We start from the raw sequence: 17,931 nt of genomic DNA, 5'->3' as shown, positions 1-17,931 counted from the left end.
CCGCGCCGGCCGTCCGTGGGCGGCGGATCAGAACGGGTACGCCGCCACGTCCCCCTGCACGGTGACCCACTGGGTCTCCGTGAAGGCGTCCGCATTGGCCGGGCCGCCGAACCTCGTCCCCGTCCCCGACGCCCCACGCCCGCCGAACGGCGCCACGGCCTCGTCGTCCACCGTCTGGTCGTTGATGTGCACGATTCCCGTCGGCACCAGTTCGGCCAGCGCCAGCCCCTTCATGACGTCGCGCGTGAGGATGCCCAGCGACAGGCCGTACTCCGAGTCGGCGGCCAGCGCCGCCGCCTGCTCCAGCGAGGAGAACGTCGTCACCGGCGCCACCGGCCCGAACACCTCCTCCGCGTACGCCGGCGCGTGGGCCGGCACCCCGGCCAGCACGGTGGGCCGGTAGAACAGCCGGTCGTACGTCCCGCCGGCGGCGAGCCTGGCCCCGGCCGACACGCTCTCGGTGACCAGCCGGTGCACTCGGTCCCGCTGCCCGCCGTCGATGAGCGGGCCGAGCGCGACCTGCCCGGTTGCCGGGTCCCCGACCGGCAGGGCGTCGGCCTTGGCCGCGAGGCGCTCGACGTACTCCTCCGCCACAGACTCGTGCACCAGGTGCCGGCCCGCCGTCATGCAGATCTGCCCCTGGTGGAAGAACGACGCCCACGAGGCGGCCGACACGGCGGGCTCGAGGTCGGCGTCGTCGAAGACGACCAGCGCCGAGTTGCCGCCCAGCTCCAGGTGCACCCGTTTGAGCAGGCGCGCCCCGGCCTCCCCGACCTTGCGCCCGGCCGCGCTGGAGCCGGTGAAGGAGATCACCGGGATGTTCGGGTCGGTCACCAGCGCCTGCCCGGTCTCGGGGCCGCCGGGCAGCACGTGCAGCAGGCCGCTCGGTAGCCCCGCCTCCTCGAAGACGCGGGCGATCGAGAACCCGCCGCAGACGGCGGTGCGCTGGTCCGGCTTGAAGACGACCGCGTTCCCGAGCGCGAGCGCCGGAGCCACCGATCTGATGCCGAGGATCAGCGGGAAGTTGAACGGCGCGATCACCCCGACCACGCCCACGGGCACCCGCCGAGCGAAGCTGAGCCGCTTGCGCGAGGTCGGCAGCACCTCGCCGAGCGGCTGCGAGGCCAGCGCCGCCGCCTCGTAGCACTCCTGCGCCGCCACGTGCGTCTCGAACCCGGCCTTGCCGGGCACCCCGCCCGACTCCCGGACGATCCAGTCTTGGATCTCCTGCGCGTGCTCCTCGAAGAGCCGACCGGCGCGGCGCAGCACGGCCGCCCGCTCCTCGTACGGGGTGGCCGCCCACGCCCGCTGCTCCTGGCGGGCCCGCAGGGCGGCCGCGGCCACGTCGTCGGCGCCTGACGTGCCCGCGCGGCCGAGTTCGTTGCCCGTCGCCGGCTCGACGACCGGCGCGTCTCCGGCGCGCGAGGCCGTCCATCCGCCGTCGAAGATCAGGCCGGTCCAGATCTTGGGGTCTAGGAACGTCATGATGAGCCTCCTCAAGGTTGGAAGTCGGGGTCCACCGTTACGGTGACGTCGAGCAAGAGGGGTTCCTCGCGGGCGGAGAGCCCCGGCATCACTTCGTCGAGTGCCGCCGTCAGCTCCTCGTACGTCTCCACGCGCCGCGCAGGGCAGCCGAGCGACCGGGCCAGGGCACCCATGTCCACCTCGGTGAACGGCGGCCACGGCGCCTTGCCGCCCCGCTGGTCGGCCAGCCGGTCCATGATCGCGTAGCGGCCGTTGGCGAGCACCACGAACAGCGCGCCCACCCGGTAGTGCGCGGCGCTCCAGAGCGCGTGCATGCCGTAAAGCGCCGATCCGTCGCCCACGACCGCGACCACGGGGCGGTCCGGGAGCGCCATCCGCAGCCCGACCGCGGCCGGCACGGCGAACCCGAGCCCACCCATGGCCGCGGACAGGAAACCGAGCGGGTTCCTGGCGGGAACGAGCCGGTGCAGGTCGGGGCGGGACGACGGGGTCTCCTCGATGAGCACGGTGTCAGCGGGCAGCCGAACGGCCAGCTCACGCAGCACATGCGCGGCCCGCAACGGCCGCCCTCCTTCCGGCACCGGCGGAACGCCGGCCGGCCTCGAATCAACGCCCCCACCGTCCTGGTCGCCTGGGGGCAGCAGGGTGGTCAGGCGGGCGCAGACGGCTGACGGATCGGCCAAATAGGCCAGGTCGGCCGGGCTGCGATGTGCCTCAGCCGGATCGTCCGTGATCACCGCGACCGCCGTCCCCGCCGCCACCAGCGGCCCCGGCACGTACGGGTACTGCCGGAAGACCGGCGCCCCCACCGCCAGCACCACGTCGTAGCCCGCCAGCACGCCCCGCAGCCGCACCCGGTCGGCCGGCAGCACACCGGCGTACTGCGGATGGTCCTGCGGGAACCCGGCCCGCGCCCCGAACGACTCCTGGAACACCGGGCACCCCAGCCGCTCGGCCAGCCCCACCAAGGACTCCCAGTCGGCGCCCGCACCCGCGACGATCGCCGGCGCCCGGGCCCCCGCCAGCAGCGACACCAGCGGCGGGAGCTCGGCGTCCGCCACGGCGACCGGCCGCACGACCTGTGAGGCAGCCGCGGCGATCTCCCCGTCGAAAGCGGCGTCCCAGTCGTCCATCGGCACCACCACCAGCGCGGGCCCGCGGAAGGTGATCGCCTCGTGGCAGGCCCGCGCCACCGCCCCCGGCACGTCCTGAGCCCGTACCGGCTGATCGGCCCACACCGGATAATCCCCGGCCAGCCCGTCCAGCCGCCCAGCCAGGAACGGCTCCAGCGCCAGGTGCCGTCGGTCCTGCTGCCCGACCAGGATCACCAACGGCGCCCGGTTGCCCCGGGCCGTGGCGATGGCGCCGACCGCGTTGCCGAGCCCGGCCGTCGTGTGCAGCACGGCCAGTGCCGGCGCCTCGCGCCCGATCGCCCAGCCGGTGGCCATCCCCACCACGGACCCTTCGTGCAGCGCCAGCACGAAGCGCAGGTCGTCCGGCAGCCCGGTCAGCAGGGTGACCTCCGTGGAGCCGGGATTGGCGAAGATCGTGGTCAGCCCGTACCGCCTGAGCACGTCGAACGTGGCGTCCCGCACTGTCGTCATCGTGTCCCCCTGGCTCGCTGGATCTGCCGGTAGACGTGCCCGCGCAGCTCGCCGAAGCGCGGCTGGGACCGGGTGGTCAGCTGGTCACGTTCGGGCGGCAGGTCGATCTTCAGGTCCTCCATGACCGTGGTGGGCGAGGAGGACAGGACGATCACCCGCTGTCCCAGGTAGACGGCCTCGTCGATGTCGTGGGTGACGAACAGCGTGGTCACGCCGAGGTCCCGCCACAGCCGCAGGATCAGGTCCTCCAGGTCGGCCCTGGTCTGCGCGTCCACGGCCGCGAACGGCTCGTCCATCAGCAGCACCTGCGGTTCGTACGCCACCGCGCGCGCGATGGCCACCCGCTGCTGCATGCCGCCGGACAGCTGCCAAGGATGGGCGTCCGCGGCGTCACTGAGCCCCACCGCCCGCAGGGAGCCGGCCACCAGCTCCCTCCGCCGCGCGGCAGGCAGGCGTTTCTCCTTCAGCGGCAGCTCGACGTTCTGCCGCACGGTCATCCAGGGGAACAGGCTCCGGCCGTACTCCTGGAACACCACGGCCATCCGCGGCGGCGGCCCAGTGACGGGCACGCCGGCCACCCGCACCGCGCCGCCGCTGACCGGCAGCAGCCCGGCCACGCACCGCAGCAACGTGGTCTTGCCGCAGCCCGACGGCCCCACCACGCACACCAGCTCGCCCGCCTCGACGCTCAACGTGACAGAGCGGATCGCCTCGACCCGGCGGCCGGGGCTCTCGTAGACCTTGTTCAGCGCGGAGATCTCAAGCACGGGCGGCTCCACTGCCGTAGTACCAGGACAACACCCACCGCTCGACGCGGCGGAAGAGGATGGACAACCCCAGGCCCAGCAGGCCGAGCAGCAGGATGCCGCTCCACATCTCGGCGATCTGGAACTGCCGCTGGAACAGCACGATCGTGAACCCCAGCCCGCTGGAGCTGGCGAACATCTCGCTGATGACCATGAGGATGATCCCGACGGACAGAGCCTGCCGCAGCCCGGTCATGATCTGCGGGCTCGCGCCGCGCAGCACGAAACGCCGCAGCCTGGAGGCGCCGCGCACGCCGTACATGCGGCAGGTGTCGGCGAGGACCTCGTCCAGCGCCCGCACCCCCTCCACGGTGTTCAGCAGGATCGGCCACACGCAGCCGGACACGATGACCAGCACCTTCATCGGCGTGTCGATGCCGGCGAGCAGCATGATCAGCGGCACCAGCACGGGCGGCGGGACGGCGCGGAAGAACTCCAGCACCGGCTCCAGCGTGGCGCGCAGCCGCCGCGACAACCCGATCGGCACGCCCAGGCCGACGCCGAGCAGGCCGGCCACCGCGTAGCCTGCCAGCAGCCGCCCCACGCTCGGCACCACGTCCTCGACGAGCCGCTCGGAGAACCAGGTCTCGGCGAACGCCTGCCCGACCTGGACAGGGCTCGGCAGGTAGAACGAGCTCCCGCTGACCGCCCACCAGACCAGCACCAACGCCACGGGCAGAGCCAGCAACCTGACCGCGCGCGCACCGCGACCCCAGACCGTCACCTGGCGGGCCTTCACGCGGCGACCTCCGATCGCACGGCCGGATGCCAGGCCAGCACCCTGCGCTCCAGCAGCCGCACGGCGGTGTTCACGCCGATGCCGATCACCCCGGCGAGCACGATCAGCGCGTACACCGTGGGCACCGCCCCGCTGCTCTGCGCCACCTGGATCTCGGCCCCCAGACCGGGGCTGCCGATCACCAGCTCCGCCGTCACCGCCAGGATGAACGCCACCGCCGCCGCCAGCCTGAGCCCGGTCATGACGTACGGCAGCGCGGTCGGCCACACCAGGTGCCTGACCCGCGACCAGGCCGACAGCCCGTACGACCTGGCGGTGTCGTAGGCCACCGCGTCCACGGCCGCGACGCCGTACAGGACCTGGATGAGCACCTGCCAGAACGCGGCGTACACGACGAGCATGAGCGTCGAGCCGAGCGACGGCCCGAACAGCAGCGTGGCCAGCGGCACCAGCGCGACCGACGGGATCGGGCGCAGGAACTCGATCGTGGAGTTGGTCAGCGCGCGCAGGCCGGGCACGATCCCGATGATCACCCCGGCCACGACGGCCGCGCAGAACGCCATCGCCAGGCCCAGCGCCCAGCCGCCCATGGTCTCGCCCAGCGCGATCCACAACTGCGGCGCGGCCAGCTGCGCGGCCAGCGTGCTCAGGATCAGCGACGCGGGCGGCAGGAAACGCTCGTCGACCAGGCCGAGCCGGGGCACGGCCTCCAGCAGCGCCAGGAGGCCACCCAGCCCGGCCAGGCCGTAGAGGAGCCTGGTCACGGCACCAGCGCCGACACGTCGATCTTCTCCTTGAGCACCCCGTCCGCCACGGCAAGGTCGGCCACGGTCTGCACGGAGGCCTTGTTCACCTCGACCGGCCACTTCGGCAGGTTGATCTTCGCGATCACCTCGGGCGCGATCTTCGTGTACGTCTTCAGCACCTCTCTGACCTCATCGGGGTGCGAGTCGGCGTACTCCAGCGACTTGCGCATCGCCGCCGTGAACCGTCTGGTCAGGTCGGCGTCGGTCCGGCCCGTGGTGAAGTACATGGCCACGGTGAGGTTGGGGGCGGCGTCGGCGAAGTTCCACGCCACGGGGCGTGCTCCCTGGCTGATCGCCTGGCTGACGAACGGCTCGACCACCCAGATCGCGTCCACCTGACCGCTCTGCAGCGCGGCGGGCGCGTCAGGGAAGGCCAGCTCCACGAACTCGATCCCGGTGGGGTCACCGCCGGCGTTGCGTACGGAGGCGCGTACGGTCGTGTCGCCGATGTTCTTGAGCTGGTTGACCGAGATCTTCTTGCCTGCCAGATCCTTGGCGGTCTTGATGGGGCTGTCCGGTTTGACCAGCACGGCGCTGAAGTCCTTGCCCTGCTCGCCGGTCGAGGAGACGCCGTTGGCGACCACCTTGACGTCGAGGCCCTGCTGCTTGGCGGTCAGCAGCGAGGTCGTGTTCGCGAACGCGAATTGGAACTGCCCGCTCACCGCGCCCGAGATGCTGGCCGCGCCGCCGGGGACGGAGGTGATCGTGAGGTCGATCTGCTGCTCGGTGAAGAACCCCTTGGCCTTGCCGAGGTGGATCGGGGCGGTGTCGACGATGGCGATCACGCCGGCGTTGACCTTGTTCATCCCGCCTGACGACTGCTGACCGGGCGCCGCGGGCTGGGTGCCCCCGCAGGCGGCCACGAGTAAGGCGGCGAGGACGATGAGAGCACGACGCACGGTGGCTCCTGTTTGTTCGCGATGCGCACATGTATTCTCTGACCGAACAAGCCCCGTATCGCGGAAGCTACGCCTCTGCCGTCTCCTGTCAAGGGGATCACGATGGTCGATCATGTGCAGTCGCTGGCCCGCGGGCTCGCGGTGATCCGGGCGTTCAGCGCCGCCGAGCCCGAGCTCACGCTCAGCCAGGTGGCCCGCGCGACCGGGCTCAGCCGGGCGGCTGCCAGGCGGTTCCTCCTCACGCTCGCCGACCTGGGGTACGTGCGCAGCGACGGGCGGCTGTTCTCGCTCACGCCGCGGGTGCTGGAGCTCGGGTACGCGTACCTGTCCAGCCTGTCGCTGCCCGAAGTGGCCGACCCGCACCTGGAACGGCTGGCCGCAGAGGTGCACGAGTCGGCCTCGGTGGCGGTGCTGGACGGTGCGGACGTGGTGTACGTGGCCAGGGTGGCCACGGCCCGGATCATGCGGGTGACCATCAACATCGGCACCCGCTTCCCGGCCTACTGCACGTCGATGGGGCGGGTGCTGCTCGCGGCCCTCCCGCCGGACGAGCTGGACGCCTATCTGGAACGTGCCTCGCTGCGCCGGCTCACGTCACACACGATCGTGCTGCCCGCGGCGCTGCGGGCCGAGCTGGACCGGGTACGCGGCCGCGGGTGGGCGATGGTGGACCAGGAGCTGGAGGAGGGGCTGCGCTCCATCGCCGCCCCGATCAGGGACCGTTCGGGTCGCGCGGTGGCCGCGGTGAACGTCTCGACGCACGCCAGCCGTACGACCTTGCAGCAGGCCAGGCGCGACCTCCTCCCGCCACTTCTGGCCACGGCAAGCAAGATCGAGGCCGACCTGGCCTCGTTGGCGGTCGCCCGCGCCTGAGGCGGAGTCCTAGAGATGTTCGGCGGCCGCTACCACGTTGGCGAGTAGGAGGGCGCGGGTCATGGGGCCGACGCCGCCCGGGTTGGGGGTGAGGAATCCCGCGACGTCCGCCACGTCCAGCGCCACGTCACCGGCGATCTTCCCGTTCACCCGGGAGACCCCCACGTCGAGTACGGCCGCGCCGGGCTTGACCATGTCGCGGGTGATCAGCCCGGGCACGCCTGCGGCCGCCACCACGATGTCCGCCCGGCGCACGTGGCCGGCCAGGTCCTGGGTGCCGGTGTGGCAGAGGGTCACGGTCGCGTTCTCGCTGCGGCGGGTCAGCAGGAGACCGAGCGAGCGGCCCACGGTGATGCCGCGGCCGACCACGGCCACCTCCGCGCCCTTGATCGGCACGCCGTATTCCTGCAGGAGCAGCACGATGCCGTGCGGGGTGCAGGGGAGCGGCGCGTCGACCATGTGGACGAGGCGGCCGAGGTTGACCGGGTGGAGGCCGTCGGCGTCCTTGGCCGGGTCCATGCGCTCCAGCAGGGCCATCGTGTCGAGGTGCTTGGGCAGGGGGAGCTGGACGATGTAGCCGGTGCACTCCGGGGACGCGTTGAGCTCGTCGATGGCCGCCTCGACCTCGGCCTGCGTGGCGGTGGCCGGGAGGTCGACGCGGATGGAGGCGATGCCCACCTCGGCGCAGTCACGGTGCTTGCCTGCCACGTAGATCTGGCTGCCCGGGTCTTCGCCCACGAGCACGGTGCCCAGGCCGGGGGTGATGCCGCGGTGTTTGAGCGCGGCCACTCGGGTCGTGAGGTCTGCCTTGATCTTGGCGGCGGTCGCCTTGCCATCGAGTTTCACTGCGCTCATGCGGTCATCCTTCCATGCCGCCACCGGCTCCTCGCACTCGACGGGCGGCCGGGGTGCGGTACGCGAGCGCGGCTCGCAAGTTATCCACAGAACCCAGGCAGTCGGCCCCAAGTTATCCACAGGCGATCTTTGACATCGTTGTCATTGATCTCCGAAGGCCTTAGTGTTACGGGCGCCGGCATCATGCTGCTCCTCACGGAGGTCTCCCCTTGCCTGTCCGCCTGCTGTCCGCCGAGTCGACCGACCTGTTCGTAGGCTCCCTAGGCGAGCCACGCCAGGTGCTACGCGTCACCGTCGCCCAGGGAGAGCACGACGCGCCCCTGGAGCTGCGCGGCGAAGGCGTGCGTCTGGCCGAGCCGGTGACCGTGCCCGCCACCGCCTCCGGCGTCCTGGAGATTCCCCTGACCCTCACGGCGCCGCCCGGCGCCGCCCTCCCGTGCGTGCTGACCCTGGGCGAGGAGTCCCTGGAGATCACCGTCACGGCCGAGGAGCCGGGTTGGACGATGCACATGGTGTCCCACTTCCACTACGACCCCGTGTGGTGGAACACCCAGGCGGCCTACACCAGCCCGTGGGAGCTGCTCTCCGCCGACGCCACCACCAGACCCCTCTGGGAGCGCAACGCGTTCGCGCTGGTCGAGGCGCACATCGAGCTGGCGCTGCGCGACCCTGACTATCGTTTCGTGCTGGCCGAGGTCGACTACCTCAAGCCGTTCTTCGACACCCACCCCGAGCGACGGGCCGAGCTGCGCGCCCTCATGGCCGAGGGGCGGGCCGAGCTGATCGGCGGCACGTACAACGAGCCCAACACCAACCTGACCGGCGCCGAGACGACGATCCGCAACCTCGTCTACGGGATCGGCTACCAGCGCGACATCCTGGGCGGCGATCCGCGTACGGCGTGGCAGCTGGACGTGTTCGGGCACGACCCGCAGTTCCCCGGCTATCTGGCGGCGGCGGGGCTGACCGGCAGCGCGTGGGCGCGCGGGCCGTTCCACCAGTGGGGGCCGATCCACAAGAACTTCAAGGAGGCCAAGAACGACGCGGCCATGATGCAGTTCCCCAGCGAATTCGAGTGGATCTCGCCGTCCGGCCAGGGCGTGCTCACCCACTACATGCCCGCGCACTACTCGGCGGGCTGGTGGATGGACTCCGCGCCCACGCTGGAGGACGCCTGCCAGGCGGTCTACGACCTCTACCGGTCGCTCAAGCCCGTGGCCGCGACGAAAAACGTCCTGCTCCCCGTGGGCACCGACTACACGCCGCCCAACAAGTGGGTCACCGACGTCCACCGGACGTGGGCCGCCCGCTACGTGTGGCCGAGGTTCGTGTGCGCCACCCCACGGGACTTCCTGGACGCCGTTCGCGCCGACATGTCGCACTTCAGTCCCCAAACCCGCGACATGAACCCCATCTACACCGGCAAGGACGTCTCCTACATCGACACCAAGCAGGCCCAGCGCGCCGCCGAGGTGGCCGCGCTCGACGCCGAGCGGCTGTCGGCGTTCGCGCAGGCGCTCGGCCTCGGCCGCTACCCGCACACGGCGCTGGACAAGGTGTGGCGGCAGCTGGCGTACGGCGCGCACCACGACGCGATCACCGGCTCGGAGTCCGACCAGGTCTACATCGACCTGCTGACCGGCTGGCGGGAGGCCTACGACCTGGCCACGGCCGCCAGGGACACCGCACTGGACGCCCTGACCGGTCAGATCGCCGTGGACGCACCGAGCGTCGTGGTCACCAACACGCTGCCGTTCGCCCGCGACGGGCTGGCACGGGTGCGCCTGCCTGACGGTCACACCCTGGCCGGCGTGCCGGCCGTGGTGGAGGACGGCACAGTGAGCTTCCTAGCCCAAAACGTTCCCTCGCTGGGCTGGCGCACGTACCCGATGGTTCCTGGCTCCCCTGCCACCTGGCAGCCTTCACCGGCGGACGGCGAGGGCGCCATCACCATCGACAACGACCGCTGGCGCGTCACCGCCGACCCCTCCCAAGGCGGTGGCCTGACCTCGATCATCGATCGGGCCTCGGGCCAGGAGCTGCTGTCCGGGCTCGGCAACGAGCTACGCCTCTACCACGAATACCCCCAGCACCCGGACATGGGCGAGGGCCCCTGGCACCTCATCCCGACCGGCCACGCCGTGGGCTCGGCCGGCACCCGGGCACTGAGCGCCCGCACGGAGACGAGCGCGATCGGTAGGCGCCTGATCGTCACGGGCCAGGTGGGGGAGATCTCGTACGAGCAGACCGTCACCCTGCTCACCGGCTCCGACCGCATCGACTTCACCACTCGCGTGCTGGACCACACGGGCGCCGACCGCCTGCTCCGCGTCCGTTTCCCCGCCCGCGTCGAAGGCGCGTTGCCGGTGTCGGACGTGTCGGGCGCCGTGGTCGGCCGCGGCTTCGCGCTCCCCGACGTGGACACGGCCGAGCATCCGTGGACGCTCGACAACCCGGCCAACACGTGGTTCGGCCTGTCCGCCACCGCCAAGGTCGATCTCGGCGAGGCGGGCGCGCGGGCGCTGGGCGTGGCCGAGGTCGTGGTGCCCGCGCTCGCCGACGCCCCTGAGGCCCGCGACCTCGTGGTGGCGCTGGCCCGCGCCGGCGTGACCGCCACCACGTCATCGGCCTCGGGCACCAGATACGGCTGGCTGGACGTCGACTCGAACCTCCCCGACGTACGCATCGTCGTGGGCGGCCCCGACACCAACCCCGTGGCCGCCCACCTGCTCGCCCAGGCCGACCCGGCCTACCTGGACGCCCTGAAGTCGGGCGCGCCCCGCGTGTGGGTCCCCGCCGAGCGCCCGCTGCCGGAGGTCTGGCAGCCGAGCGCCGACCTGCGTGACCTCCGGGCCCTGCCTGCCCTGATCGTCGCCGGTCCCATCGCGGACCTGGTGGCCGACCTGGCCGACGCCACGATCGAGGCCGTGTGCCCGCTGGGGGCGGAGCGCCTTGAGTTCCGTACAGTCGCGCTGCTGACCTGCGGTCAGCCCGGCTTCGCCGTCGACCCGGACGGGGCTCTGCATCTGTCGCTGATGCGTTCCTGCACGGGCTGGCCCTCGGGCGTCTGGCTGGATCCGCCCCACCGCACGACCCCGGACGGCTCGGGCTTCCAGCTCCAGCACTGGACCCACGAGTTCTCGTACGCACTGGTCGCCGGCGAAGGCGACTGGCGCGCGCTGCGCCTCCCCGCCGCAGGCCAGGAGCACATCACCCCGCTCCTGCCCCGCACGCTGAACGCCCAGGACGGCGACCTCCCGTCGACCCACTCGTTGCTCACGCTCTCGCCACCCCGCGACGTGCTCGTGAGCACCATCAAGGCGACCGGCAACCCGCACGCCCACGGCCGCACCGCCGAACGCGACCATGGCGTGACGATCCGCTTGATCGAATCCACCGGCCTGGGCGCCCAGGTCGAGATCGACTCCCCGATCCTCCCGCTGACCGACCTCACCCACTCAGACCTGCTGGAACGTCCGGGCACACCGGCCTCCGACCTCACCCTGACCGGCTTCGAGGTCGCGACCTACCTGGCCCCCGCCCCGCACCCACCGGCCCGGCCGGAATTCGGCCCTACGACCGAGCAGGCCCAGCCGGTCTACAGCCGCTACTGGCTGCACAACAAGGGCCCGGCGCCGCTCGGCTACCTCCCGATCTCCATCGCCGTCGGGCCCGGCCTCGTCACCTCACCAGAGGGCCCTTTCGAACTGGAGGTAGTGGTCTCCTCCCACCTGACCGAGGAGTCCCACGAGGGCGTGGTGGATCTACGGGTCCCGCTCGGCTGGAGCGCCACCCCCGCCCAACGCCCCTTCCGCCTGTCCCCCGGCGGCCACGTACGCTTCCCGGTCACCGTGACGCCTTCCCAACCCGACAAGGGCCTGTACTTCATCTCCGCCCGCACCGTCGCCGGCGACCAGCTCATCGAGGACGTCGCCACTGTGGCCGTGGGCGACGACGTCCCCGAACTCCCCGTCGCCGGCCCACCGCCGGCCTCGGGCACCGCCGTCAAGGGCACCTCGGCGCCCGAGGCCCGCCCCACCGGCCTTTCGATCACCCCTGCCACGGACGCCCTCTCCCTGCGTCCCGGCGACCGCACCGCCCTGGTCCTGCGGCTTACCAACACCACGGCCTGCGAGATCCGCGGCGAGTCCCAGCTGGCCTCCCCTTGGGGCACCTGGACCCTGCTCCCCCAGGTCATCCAGGGCTTCACCGTGGCGGCAGGCGAAACAGCGGAGGTGTCGTTCCCGGTGGAGGTGCCTGAGGACGCGCCGGTCGGCCACGCGTGGGCGCTCGCCAAGGTGATGTGGTACGGCCGCTGCCAGTACACCCCGGCGATTCGCCTGGAGGTGACCCGATGACCGTCCCCCTGGGGTCGCCCACCACCGCGCGTGGACCCTTCATCGGCTGGATCGACGATCGTCCGGTCCCACGTGAGCACCTTGACCGGCGCCTCGCCGACCTACGCGACGGCCCGCTCAGCGCGGCGCTGCCCGTTCCCGGCAGCTCCGAAGACCGCCAGCTGGCCCGATGGCTGACCCAGGTCATCCTCACAGAAGCCCTCTGCGAGAGCGCCGCCAGAGCATTGGGCCTGGCTCCCGTGGAAGGCGCACCGCTCGATCGGGTGGCGGCCGTCGAGCTGGGCTCGATCAACGCCGCCGCCTACAACGGCAGCCCGTGGGTGCGCGCCATGTTCGAGCACGTCACCGCTGCGACGGAGGTTCCATCGGAGTGGCGCACCCACGCCTCTCCCGAACGCTCTCCCAGACACGTCGTCCGACACCGCCTGTTTGCCGACCGCAGAAGCGCTGAGCAGGCCGGACCCGACGACCTCCAACTCCTCGGCGTCGTGGAGCTCGACTCGCTGCCGGCCTCGATCGCCGAGGCGATCAAGCACCGGCCGTGCGGCACGCTCGCCGGACCGGTCAGGGACGCCCTGGGCTGGCACCTGGCCATAGCCGTCCCCGCCTCACCGGGCCCAGCTCCGAGCCCAGATCGCCCTGCCGCCCCCTCACCCGGCACAGATCGCCCTGCTGCCTCCTCACCCGGACAAGGAGCCGCCCCGTCGCCAGAGCAAGGACCCTCCCGATCTCCTCGATCCGCCGACTCCCCAGGCCACGACAGCGCCGCCGCCCTACCGGCGGGTCGTCTGCTGGCGGCCGCGCGGCGGAGGGCCTTCGCGCGCCGGCTCGACGAGTTGCGTGCCGAGAAGGTCAAGCTAGTGCCCGGACTGGAACACCCTGGCGACCCCCGCCAGCCCGACAATCACCACAAACATTGATAGCCGGATTCCCTGCGTAAACGCCGCGTGGCAGTCCGCTCCAGCGGGAAGTTCACCATCACCACGGCGCAGGGCACCGTTCAAGGCATCAGCCACTGCCATGTCCGCCTGCTGCAACGAGCGGACGGATACCCCTACACCCTCAAGGAGGAATCATGCCGACCGTATGCCGTTTCCTCTCCCGCCTGAAGGCGGGAGCTTCCATGGCGCCGATTCTGATCTGATGACCTGCGTTCTTGCCATTGACATCGGAGGGACCAAGCTCGCCGCCGCGCTGGTGGATGAGGAAGGGTCCATGTTGCGCTCCGCTACCCGCCCCACGCCGCGTATGGACGTCATGTCGGCCCTGGCGGCCCTCGTGGCGGAGGTGACCGAGGGCGGCTCGCCGGCGACGGCCGTCGGCATCGGCTGCGCCGGGCCTCTCGACCTGGCCACTGGCAGCGTGAGCCCGGTCAATATGCCTAGCTGGCGCGGGTTCCCGCTGTGCGAAGAGGTTCAGAAGCTGACGGGGCTGCCCACAGTGCTGGCGGGCGACGCGCAGTGCTTCGCGCTGGGCGAGCACTGGCTGGGCGCGGGGCGCGGCAGCACATCGCTGCTCGGGATCGTCGTATCCACGGGCATCGGCGGCGGCCTGGTGATCGACGGCGCTCCGTTGCTGGGCCCCACCGGAAACGCCGGACATGTGGGCCACATGAGCATCGACCCGTACGGCGAACGCTGCGAATGCGGCGGCCGGGGATGCGTGGAGCGCTACTCCAGCGGCCCCAACCTCGCCCGCTGGGCCCTGGAAAACGGCTGGTCACCAGCCGCGGCCCAGCCCACCGACACGACCGTTCCACGCACTGGCGGGGAGGAGCAGAAGGCGGATGCCCGGGCACTCGCACGGGACGCGGCGGCGGGTGACCCCGTCGCGCTCGCCGCCTTCGAACGCGGGGCCAGGGCACTGGCCGGCATGATCGCGTCCACGGCTGCCGCGGTCGAGGTCACCACCGTGGTCGTCGGAGGCGGCGTGTCGGCCGCGGGCAAGATCCTCTTCGAGCCTTTGGAGCGCGCGCTCGACGACGTGGCGGGATTGGCCTTCGTGCGAGCGGTCCAGGTCAAGCAGAGCACACTCGGCGTGCGCGCGTCCCTGGCCGGAGCAGCCAAGTTGGCCTGGCACGCCACCGAACGAACGAGCTGAATCCAGCCCGGCCGGCCATCCACAAGACCACCCCGGCCGGGCATCCAACCTACGCCCGCGCGGGATTGCGACACCGCCCAACCGGGTCTCCCCAGCCGGGGTTCGGGTTTCGCCGCCGAGCTCCCACGCCGCTGATGGTGCCGGGGACGAAGTCGAGCCCGTCGGCAAGGTGCCCGCGTTCTGGGCGGAGGCTTCTTCGACGGCCCGGAGGGTCAGTCGCGTTCGGCGGCCTGGGCTTCTCTGCGCTCGATGATCCGGCGGGTGAACGGGATGATCTCGACGACTCGGCTGCCGAGGTAGGCGCCGGCGAAGGCGAGCACCAGGAGAACGACGGGGTTGGTGGCGAAGCCGTTCATGGTGACGAAGGCCTGCAGGATCGCATCGAGCAAGGGGAACTCCGTGTGAATGGGGCAAAGCAGGGAGGCACTTAGGCTAACCGGACATGGCCAGTGCTCGCCCCAAAACGCACTAAAGGGCGACATTAGCGATCATGTCGCCCTTTAGTGGACGATCAGTGGAAGAAGTGGCGGGTGCCGGTGAAGTAGAGGGTGATGCCCGCCTTCTCCGCGGCCTCCACGACCAGGTCGTCCCGGATGGAGCCGCCAGGCTCGACGATCGCCTTCACGCCCGCCTCCGCCAGCACCTCCAGACCGTCAGGGAACGGGAAGAAGGCGTCCGAGGCCGCGACCGAGCCGGGCGCGCGCTCTCCCGCCCTGGTGACCGCCAGGCGGCAGGAGTCCACCCGGTTGACCTGCCCCATGCCCACGCCCACCGTGGCGCCGTCGCTGGCCAGCAGGATGGCGTTGGACTTCACCGAGCGGCAGGCGCGCCAGGCGAACTCCAGGTCGGCCAGCACCTCGGGCGAAGCGGGCTCGCCGGTCTTGAGCTCCCACTGCGACGCCGCGTCGCCGGGTGCGTCCACCCGGTCGACGCTCTGCACCAGCAGCCCGCCGTCGATCTTGCGGAACTCCGTCGGCTGCGCCGGCCCCTCCGCGCACACCAGCAGCCGCAGGTTCTTCTTCTCGCGCAGCACCTCCAGCGCCTCCGCATCGAAGTCAGGCGCGATGACGACCTCGGTGAACACGTCAGCGATCTGCCTGGCCAGCTCCACCGTGACCGGCCGGTTGACGGCGATCACTCCGCCGAATGCCGACACGGGGTCGCAGGCATGCGCCTTGCGGTGCGCGTCGGCCACGTCGGAGCCGACCGCGATGCCGCACGGGTTCTGGTGCTTGATGATGGCCACGCAGGGGTCGGAGAAGTCCCAGGCGGCCCGCCACGCGGCGTCGGCGTCGAGGTAGTTGTTGTAGGACATCTCCTTGCCGTGCAGCTGCTCGGCGTTGGCCAGCCCGCCGGTGCCGGCGGTGTAGAGCGCGGCACGCTGGTGCGGGTTCTCGCCGTAGCGGAGGGTCGCCTTGCGCTCGTACGCGGCCCCCGTGAAGGCCGGGAACTCGTCCTCCCCGTACGTGCCGGCGAACCAGTTCGCCACGGCCACGTCGTACGAGGCCGTGTGAGCGTACGCGATGCCCGCGAGCCGCCGCCGCTCGGTCAGCGTGAAGCCGCTCTCGGCCAGGGCCGTGAGCACGTCGCCGTAGTAGCCGGGGTCGACCACGACGGCGCAGGTGTTGTGGTTCTTGGCGGCGCCGCGGATCATGGCGGGCCCGCCGATGTCGATCTGCTCGACGCACTCCTCGTCGGACGCGCCGGAGGCCACCGTCTGCTGGAACGGGTAGAGGTTGACCACCACCAGCTGGAACGGGTCGATCTCCAGCTCCTCCAGCTGGGCCACGTGGTGCGGCTTGGTGACGTCGGCCAGCAGCCCGGCGTGCACCCGCGGGTGCAGCGTCTTGACCCGCCCGTCGAGGCACTCGGGGAACCCGGTCAGCTGCTCGACCTTCGTCACCGGGATCCCGTACGACGAGATCGCGGCAGCCGTGCCACCGGTCGAGACGATCTCCACCCCAGCGCCGTCGAGGGCCCTGGCCAGCTCCTCGAGCCCGGACTTGTCGTAAACAGCGATCAGCGCACGCTGGATGGCGATGCGAGTCACGTGGTTTCCCCTCCTGATTGGTTGCCGATGCGGACATGGCGTCCGCTGACCGTCCAGCCCTCGCGGGCCATCCGGCCGACGATCTCGACGAGCAGACGGCGCTCGACGGTCTTGATGCGCTCGTGCAGGACCGCCTCGTCGTCGTCCGGAAGCACGGGCACCGCCTCCTGGGCGACGATGGGCCCAGTGTCGATTCCCTCGTCGGCCAGCATCACCGTGCAGCCGGTGACCTTGACCCCGTGGGCCAGCGCGTCGCGCACGCCGTGCGCGCCGGGGAACGACGGCAGCAGTGCCGGGTGGGTATTGAGCACGGGGACGGCCTGGAGCGTCGGCGTACCCAATATCTTCATGAAGCCTGCCGACACGACCAGGTCGGGCTCGTACGATGCGATCTTGGCCGCGATCGCACGGTCCCAATCCGCTCTTGTCGGATAATCGCCCAATTTTTCGACAAAAGTCGGGACGCCTGCCTTGGTAGCCCGGACCAGCCCCTCGATCCCATCCCTGTCGGCGCCTACCGCCACCACACGAGCCCCGTACGACGGGTCGGCAGAAGCGTCCAGCAGGGCCTGTAGGTTGGTTCCAGAGCCGGAGACGAGGACGACGAGCCGCCCAGCCTTAGACACGCACACTCTCCAAGAGAAAACAGGGTGGGGCTGCCAGGGTATCTGTTCCTCGCCCGGCGACGCAGAGGAGGTCAGGTGTCGACACCGGTGCAGGCACCGGCAGGCCAGCAGCCCGCCGAATCGGCGGGTCGCCGAGCGATTTGGTTGTCCATCGCAGCGCTGGCCATGACGTTCATGTTGCCGCTCGCCGGCCTGGTCATGGCGCTGTTCGCGCTGGCGGCCGGGATCCGGGCGCTGCCGCTGCTGAAAGCCGCCAGCAAGCCCACGGTGATGGCCGTGGGCGGCATCACCATCTCCTCGATCGCACTGGCGCTGTCGGCCACGGCCACGGGGATGCAGCTGTACTTGATGGACGAATACGCCGCCTACCAGGAGTGCATGAAGGGCGCCGGCACGGTGTCCTCGCAGGGCGAGTGCTTCACCCAGTTCCGAGACGCGGCCCAACGCAAGCTCCCCCCGGACGTCCTCGAACTCCTGGGCGCCATGCAACCCTGAGCCCACCGGCTTTCTGTCGCCACAACCCGGCACCGCGGGTGACCAGGCCTTCCTCGCGACGCGATAACCCGCCCACGGGTCGCCACAGAATGGGCCGACGGGCGCCCACGGACGCGTCCCACAGGCCGCCACAGACCCCGGGCCCACAGGTCACCACAAACCAGCCCAGGGGTCGGCAGCGAGCAGCTAGGGCTCGCCACGGGCCCCGTGCCGACGGCTCGCCACGGAGCCGACG

Annotated in this window: 15 protein-coding genes; 5 read left to right on the top strand and 10 right to left on the bottom strand. The window is 71.2% G+C overall.

The genetic code is table 11. From position 1 onward, the window contains the following. Nucleotides 1–27 precede the first annotated feature (27 nt). Genes ACTWPT_RS21440 through ACTWPT_RS21415 form a run of 6 tightly spaced genes read right to left on the bottom strand, consistent with a single transcriptional unit; the run spans nt 28 to nt 6,339 of the window. Nucleotides 28–1,485, bottom strand: a complete 1,458-nt coding sequence (locus tag ACTWPT_RS21440; RefSeq protein WP_443179191.1) for a benzaldehyde dehydrogenase — start codon at nt 1,483–1,485, stop codon at nt 28–30. Nucleotides 1,486–1,496: 11 nt separating this feature from the next. Next, the gene (locus tag ACTWPT_RS21435) at nt 1,497–3,089 is read right to left on the bottom strand and encodes a thiamine pyrophosphate-dependent enzyme (protein ID WP_443179190.1); all 1,593 of its coding nucleotides are present in this window, start codon (nt 3,087–3,089) and stop codon (nt 1,497–1,499) included. Beyond that, a complete protein-coding gene (locus ACTWPT_RS21430; RefSeq protein ID WP_443179189.1) occupies nt 3,086–3,856 on the bottom strand; it encodes an ABC transporter ATP-binding protein in 771 nt (256 codons plus the stop codon). Before ACTWPT_RS21430 ends, ACTWPT_RS21435 begins: the two co-directional genes overlap by 4 nt. After that, the gene (locus ACTWPT_RS21425) at nt 3,849–4,634 is read right to left on the bottom strand and encodes an ABC transporter permease (RefSeq protein WP_443179188.1); all 786 of its coding nucleotides are present in this window, start codon (nt 4,632–4,634) and stop codon (nt 3,849–3,851) included. The genes ACTWPT_RS21430 and ACTWPT_RS21425 overlap by 8 nt, the downstream gene beginning before the upstream one ends. Then, nucleotides 4,631–5,398 (bottom strand): ABC transporter permease, encoded by a 768-nt coding sequence (locus ACTWPT_RS21420; RefSeq protein ID WP_443179187.1) that lies wholly within the window; start codon nt 5,396–5,398, stop codon nt 4,631–4,633. The genes ACTWPT_RS21425 and ACTWPT_RS21420 overlap by 4 nt, the downstream gene beginning before the upstream one ends. Then, nucleotides 5,395–6,339, bottom strand: coding sequence for an ABC transporter substrate-binding protein (locus ACTWPT_RS21415; RefSeq protein ID WP_443179186.1), 945 nt, complete (start codon nt 6,337–6,339; stop codon nt 5,395–5,397). The genes ACTWPT_RS21420 and ACTWPT_RS21415 overlap by 4 nt, the downstream gene beginning before the upstream one ends. 102 nt (nt 6,340–6,441) lie before the next feature. Here ACTWPT_RS21415 and ACTWPT_RS21410 point away from each other — a divergent pair, with 102 nt between their 5' ends. Continuing rightward, nucleotides 6,442–7,212, top strand: coding sequence for an IclR family transcriptional regulator (locus ACTWPT_RS21410; RefSeq protein WP_443179185.1), 771 nt, complete (start codon nt 6,442–6,444; stop codon nt 7,210–7,212). A 9-nt stretch (nt 7,213–7,221) separates the two neighbouring features. Here the strand turns inward: ACTWPT_RS21410 and ACTWPT_RS21405 are convergent, their stop codons facing one another. Further along, nucleotides 7,222–8,067, bottom strand: coding sequence for a bifunctional methylenetetrahydrofolate dehydrogenase/methenyltetrahydrofolate cyclohydrolase (locus ACTWPT_RS21405; protein ID WP_443179184.1), 846 nt, complete (start codon nt 8,065–8,067; stop codon nt 7,222–7,224). A 209-nt stretch (nt 8,068–8,276) separates the two neighbouring features. Between ACTWPT_RS21405 and ACTWPT_RS21400 the strand changes: the two genes are divergently transcribed. The 3 genes from ACTWPT_RS21400 (at nt 8,277) to ACTWPT_RS21390 (ending at nt 14,525) form a co-directional block, all read left to right on the top strand. Next, on the top strand, nt 8,277–12,425 hold the full coding sequence (locus tag ACTWPT_RS21400; RefSeq protein ID WP_443179183.1) for a glycoside hydrolase family 38 N-terminal domain-containing protein: 4,149 nt from the start codon (nt 8,277–8,279) through the stop codon (nt 12,423–12,425). Continuing rightward, the gene (locus ACTWPT_RS21395) at nt 12,422–13,345 is read left to right on the top strand and encodes a DUF7158 domain-containing protein (protein ID WP_443179182.1); all 924 of its coding nucleotides are present in this window, start codon (nt 12,422–12,424) and stop codon (nt 13,343–13,345) included. The genes ACTWPT_RS21400 and ACTWPT_RS21395 overlap by 4 nt, the downstream gene beginning before the upstream one ends. Before the next feature lie 223 nt (nt 13,346–13,568). Beyond that, the gene (locus ACTWPT_RS21390; RefSeq protein ID WP_443179181.1) at nt 13,569–14,525 is read left to right on the top strand and encodes an ROK family protein; all 957 of its coding nucleotides are present in this window, start codon (nt 13,569–13,571) and stop codon (nt 14,523–14,525) included. 212 nt (nt 14,526–14,737) lie between these two features. On the opposite strand, the gene ACTWPT_RS21385 is transcribed toward ACTWPT_RS21390, so the two are convergent. The 3 genes from ACTWPT_RS21385 to purN all read right to left on the bottom strand — a co-directional run bounded on the left by ACTWPT_RS21385 (nt 14,738) and on the right by purN (nt 17,201). Continuing rightward, nucleotides 14,738–14,914, bottom strand: coding sequence for a hypothetical protein (locus tag ACTWPT_RS21385; RefSeq protein WP_443179180.1), 177 nt, complete (start codon nt 14,912–14,914; stop codon nt 14,738–14,740). 122 nt (nt 14,915–15,036) lie between these two features. Beyond that, nucleotides 15,037–16,575, bottom strand: a complete 1,539-nt coding sequence (purH, locus tag ACTWPT_RS21380; protein WP_443179179.1) for a bifunctional phosphoribosylaminoimidazolecarboxamide formyltransferase/IMP cyclohydrolase — start codon at nt 16,573–16,575, stop codon at nt 15,037–15,039. Next, nucleotides 16,572–17,201, bottom strand: a complete 630-nt coding sequence (gene purN, locus ACTWPT_RS21375) for a phosphoribosylglycinamide formyltransferase (RefSeq protein ID WP_443179178.1) — start codon at nt 17,199–17,201, stop codon at nt 16,572–16,574. The genes purH and purN overlap by 4 nt, the downstream gene beginning before the upstream one ends. Before the next feature lie 75 nt (nt 17,202–17,276). Here purN and ACTWPT_RS21370 point away from each other — a divergent pair, with 75 nt between their 5' ends. Continuing rightward, nucleotides 17,277–17,696, top strand: a complete 420-nt coding sequence (locus tag ACTWPT_RS21370; RefSeq protein ID WP_443179177.1) for a hypothetical protein — start codon at nt 17,277–17,279, stop codon at nt 17,694–17,696. The last annotated feature ends 235 nt before the right edge of the window (nt 17,697–17,931 follow it).

The organism is Nonomuraea sp. 3N208, assembly GCF_052245935.1.
In the GTDB taxonomy this organism is placed as follows: Bacteria; Actinomycetota; Actinomycetes; order Streptosporangiales; family Streptosporangiaceae; genus Nonomuraea.
The sequence above is the reverse complement of the archived record's forward strand: the minus strand, read 5'-3'. Positions and strand labels throughout refer to the sequence as shown.

Coding starts and splice junctions, on each gene's coding strand:
- ACTWPT_RS21435 (WP_443179190.1), bottom strand. CDS start 3,089: ATGACGACAGTGCGGGACGCCACGTTCGACGTGCTCAGGCGGTACGGG.
- ACTWPT_RS21395 (WP_443179182.1), top strand. CDS start 12,422: ATGACCGTCCCCCTGGGGTCGCCCACCACCGCGCGTGGACCCTTCATC.
- ACTWPT_RS21405 (WP_443179184.1), bottom strand. CDS start 8,067: ATGAGCGCAGTGAAACTCGATGGCAAGGCGACCGCCGCCAAGATCAAG.
- ACTWPT_RS21440 (WP_443179191.1), bottom strand. CDS start 1,485: ATGACGTTCCTAGACCCCAAGATCTGGACCGGCCTGATCTTCGACGGC.
- ACTWPT_RS21390 (WP_443179181.1), top strand. CDS start 13,569: ATGACCTGCGTTCTTGCCATTGACATCGGAGGGACCAAGCTCGCCGCC.
- ACTWPT_RS21410 (WP_443179185.1), top strand. CDS start 6,442: ATGGTCGATCATGTGCAGTCGCTGGCCCGCGGGCTCGCGGTGATCCGG.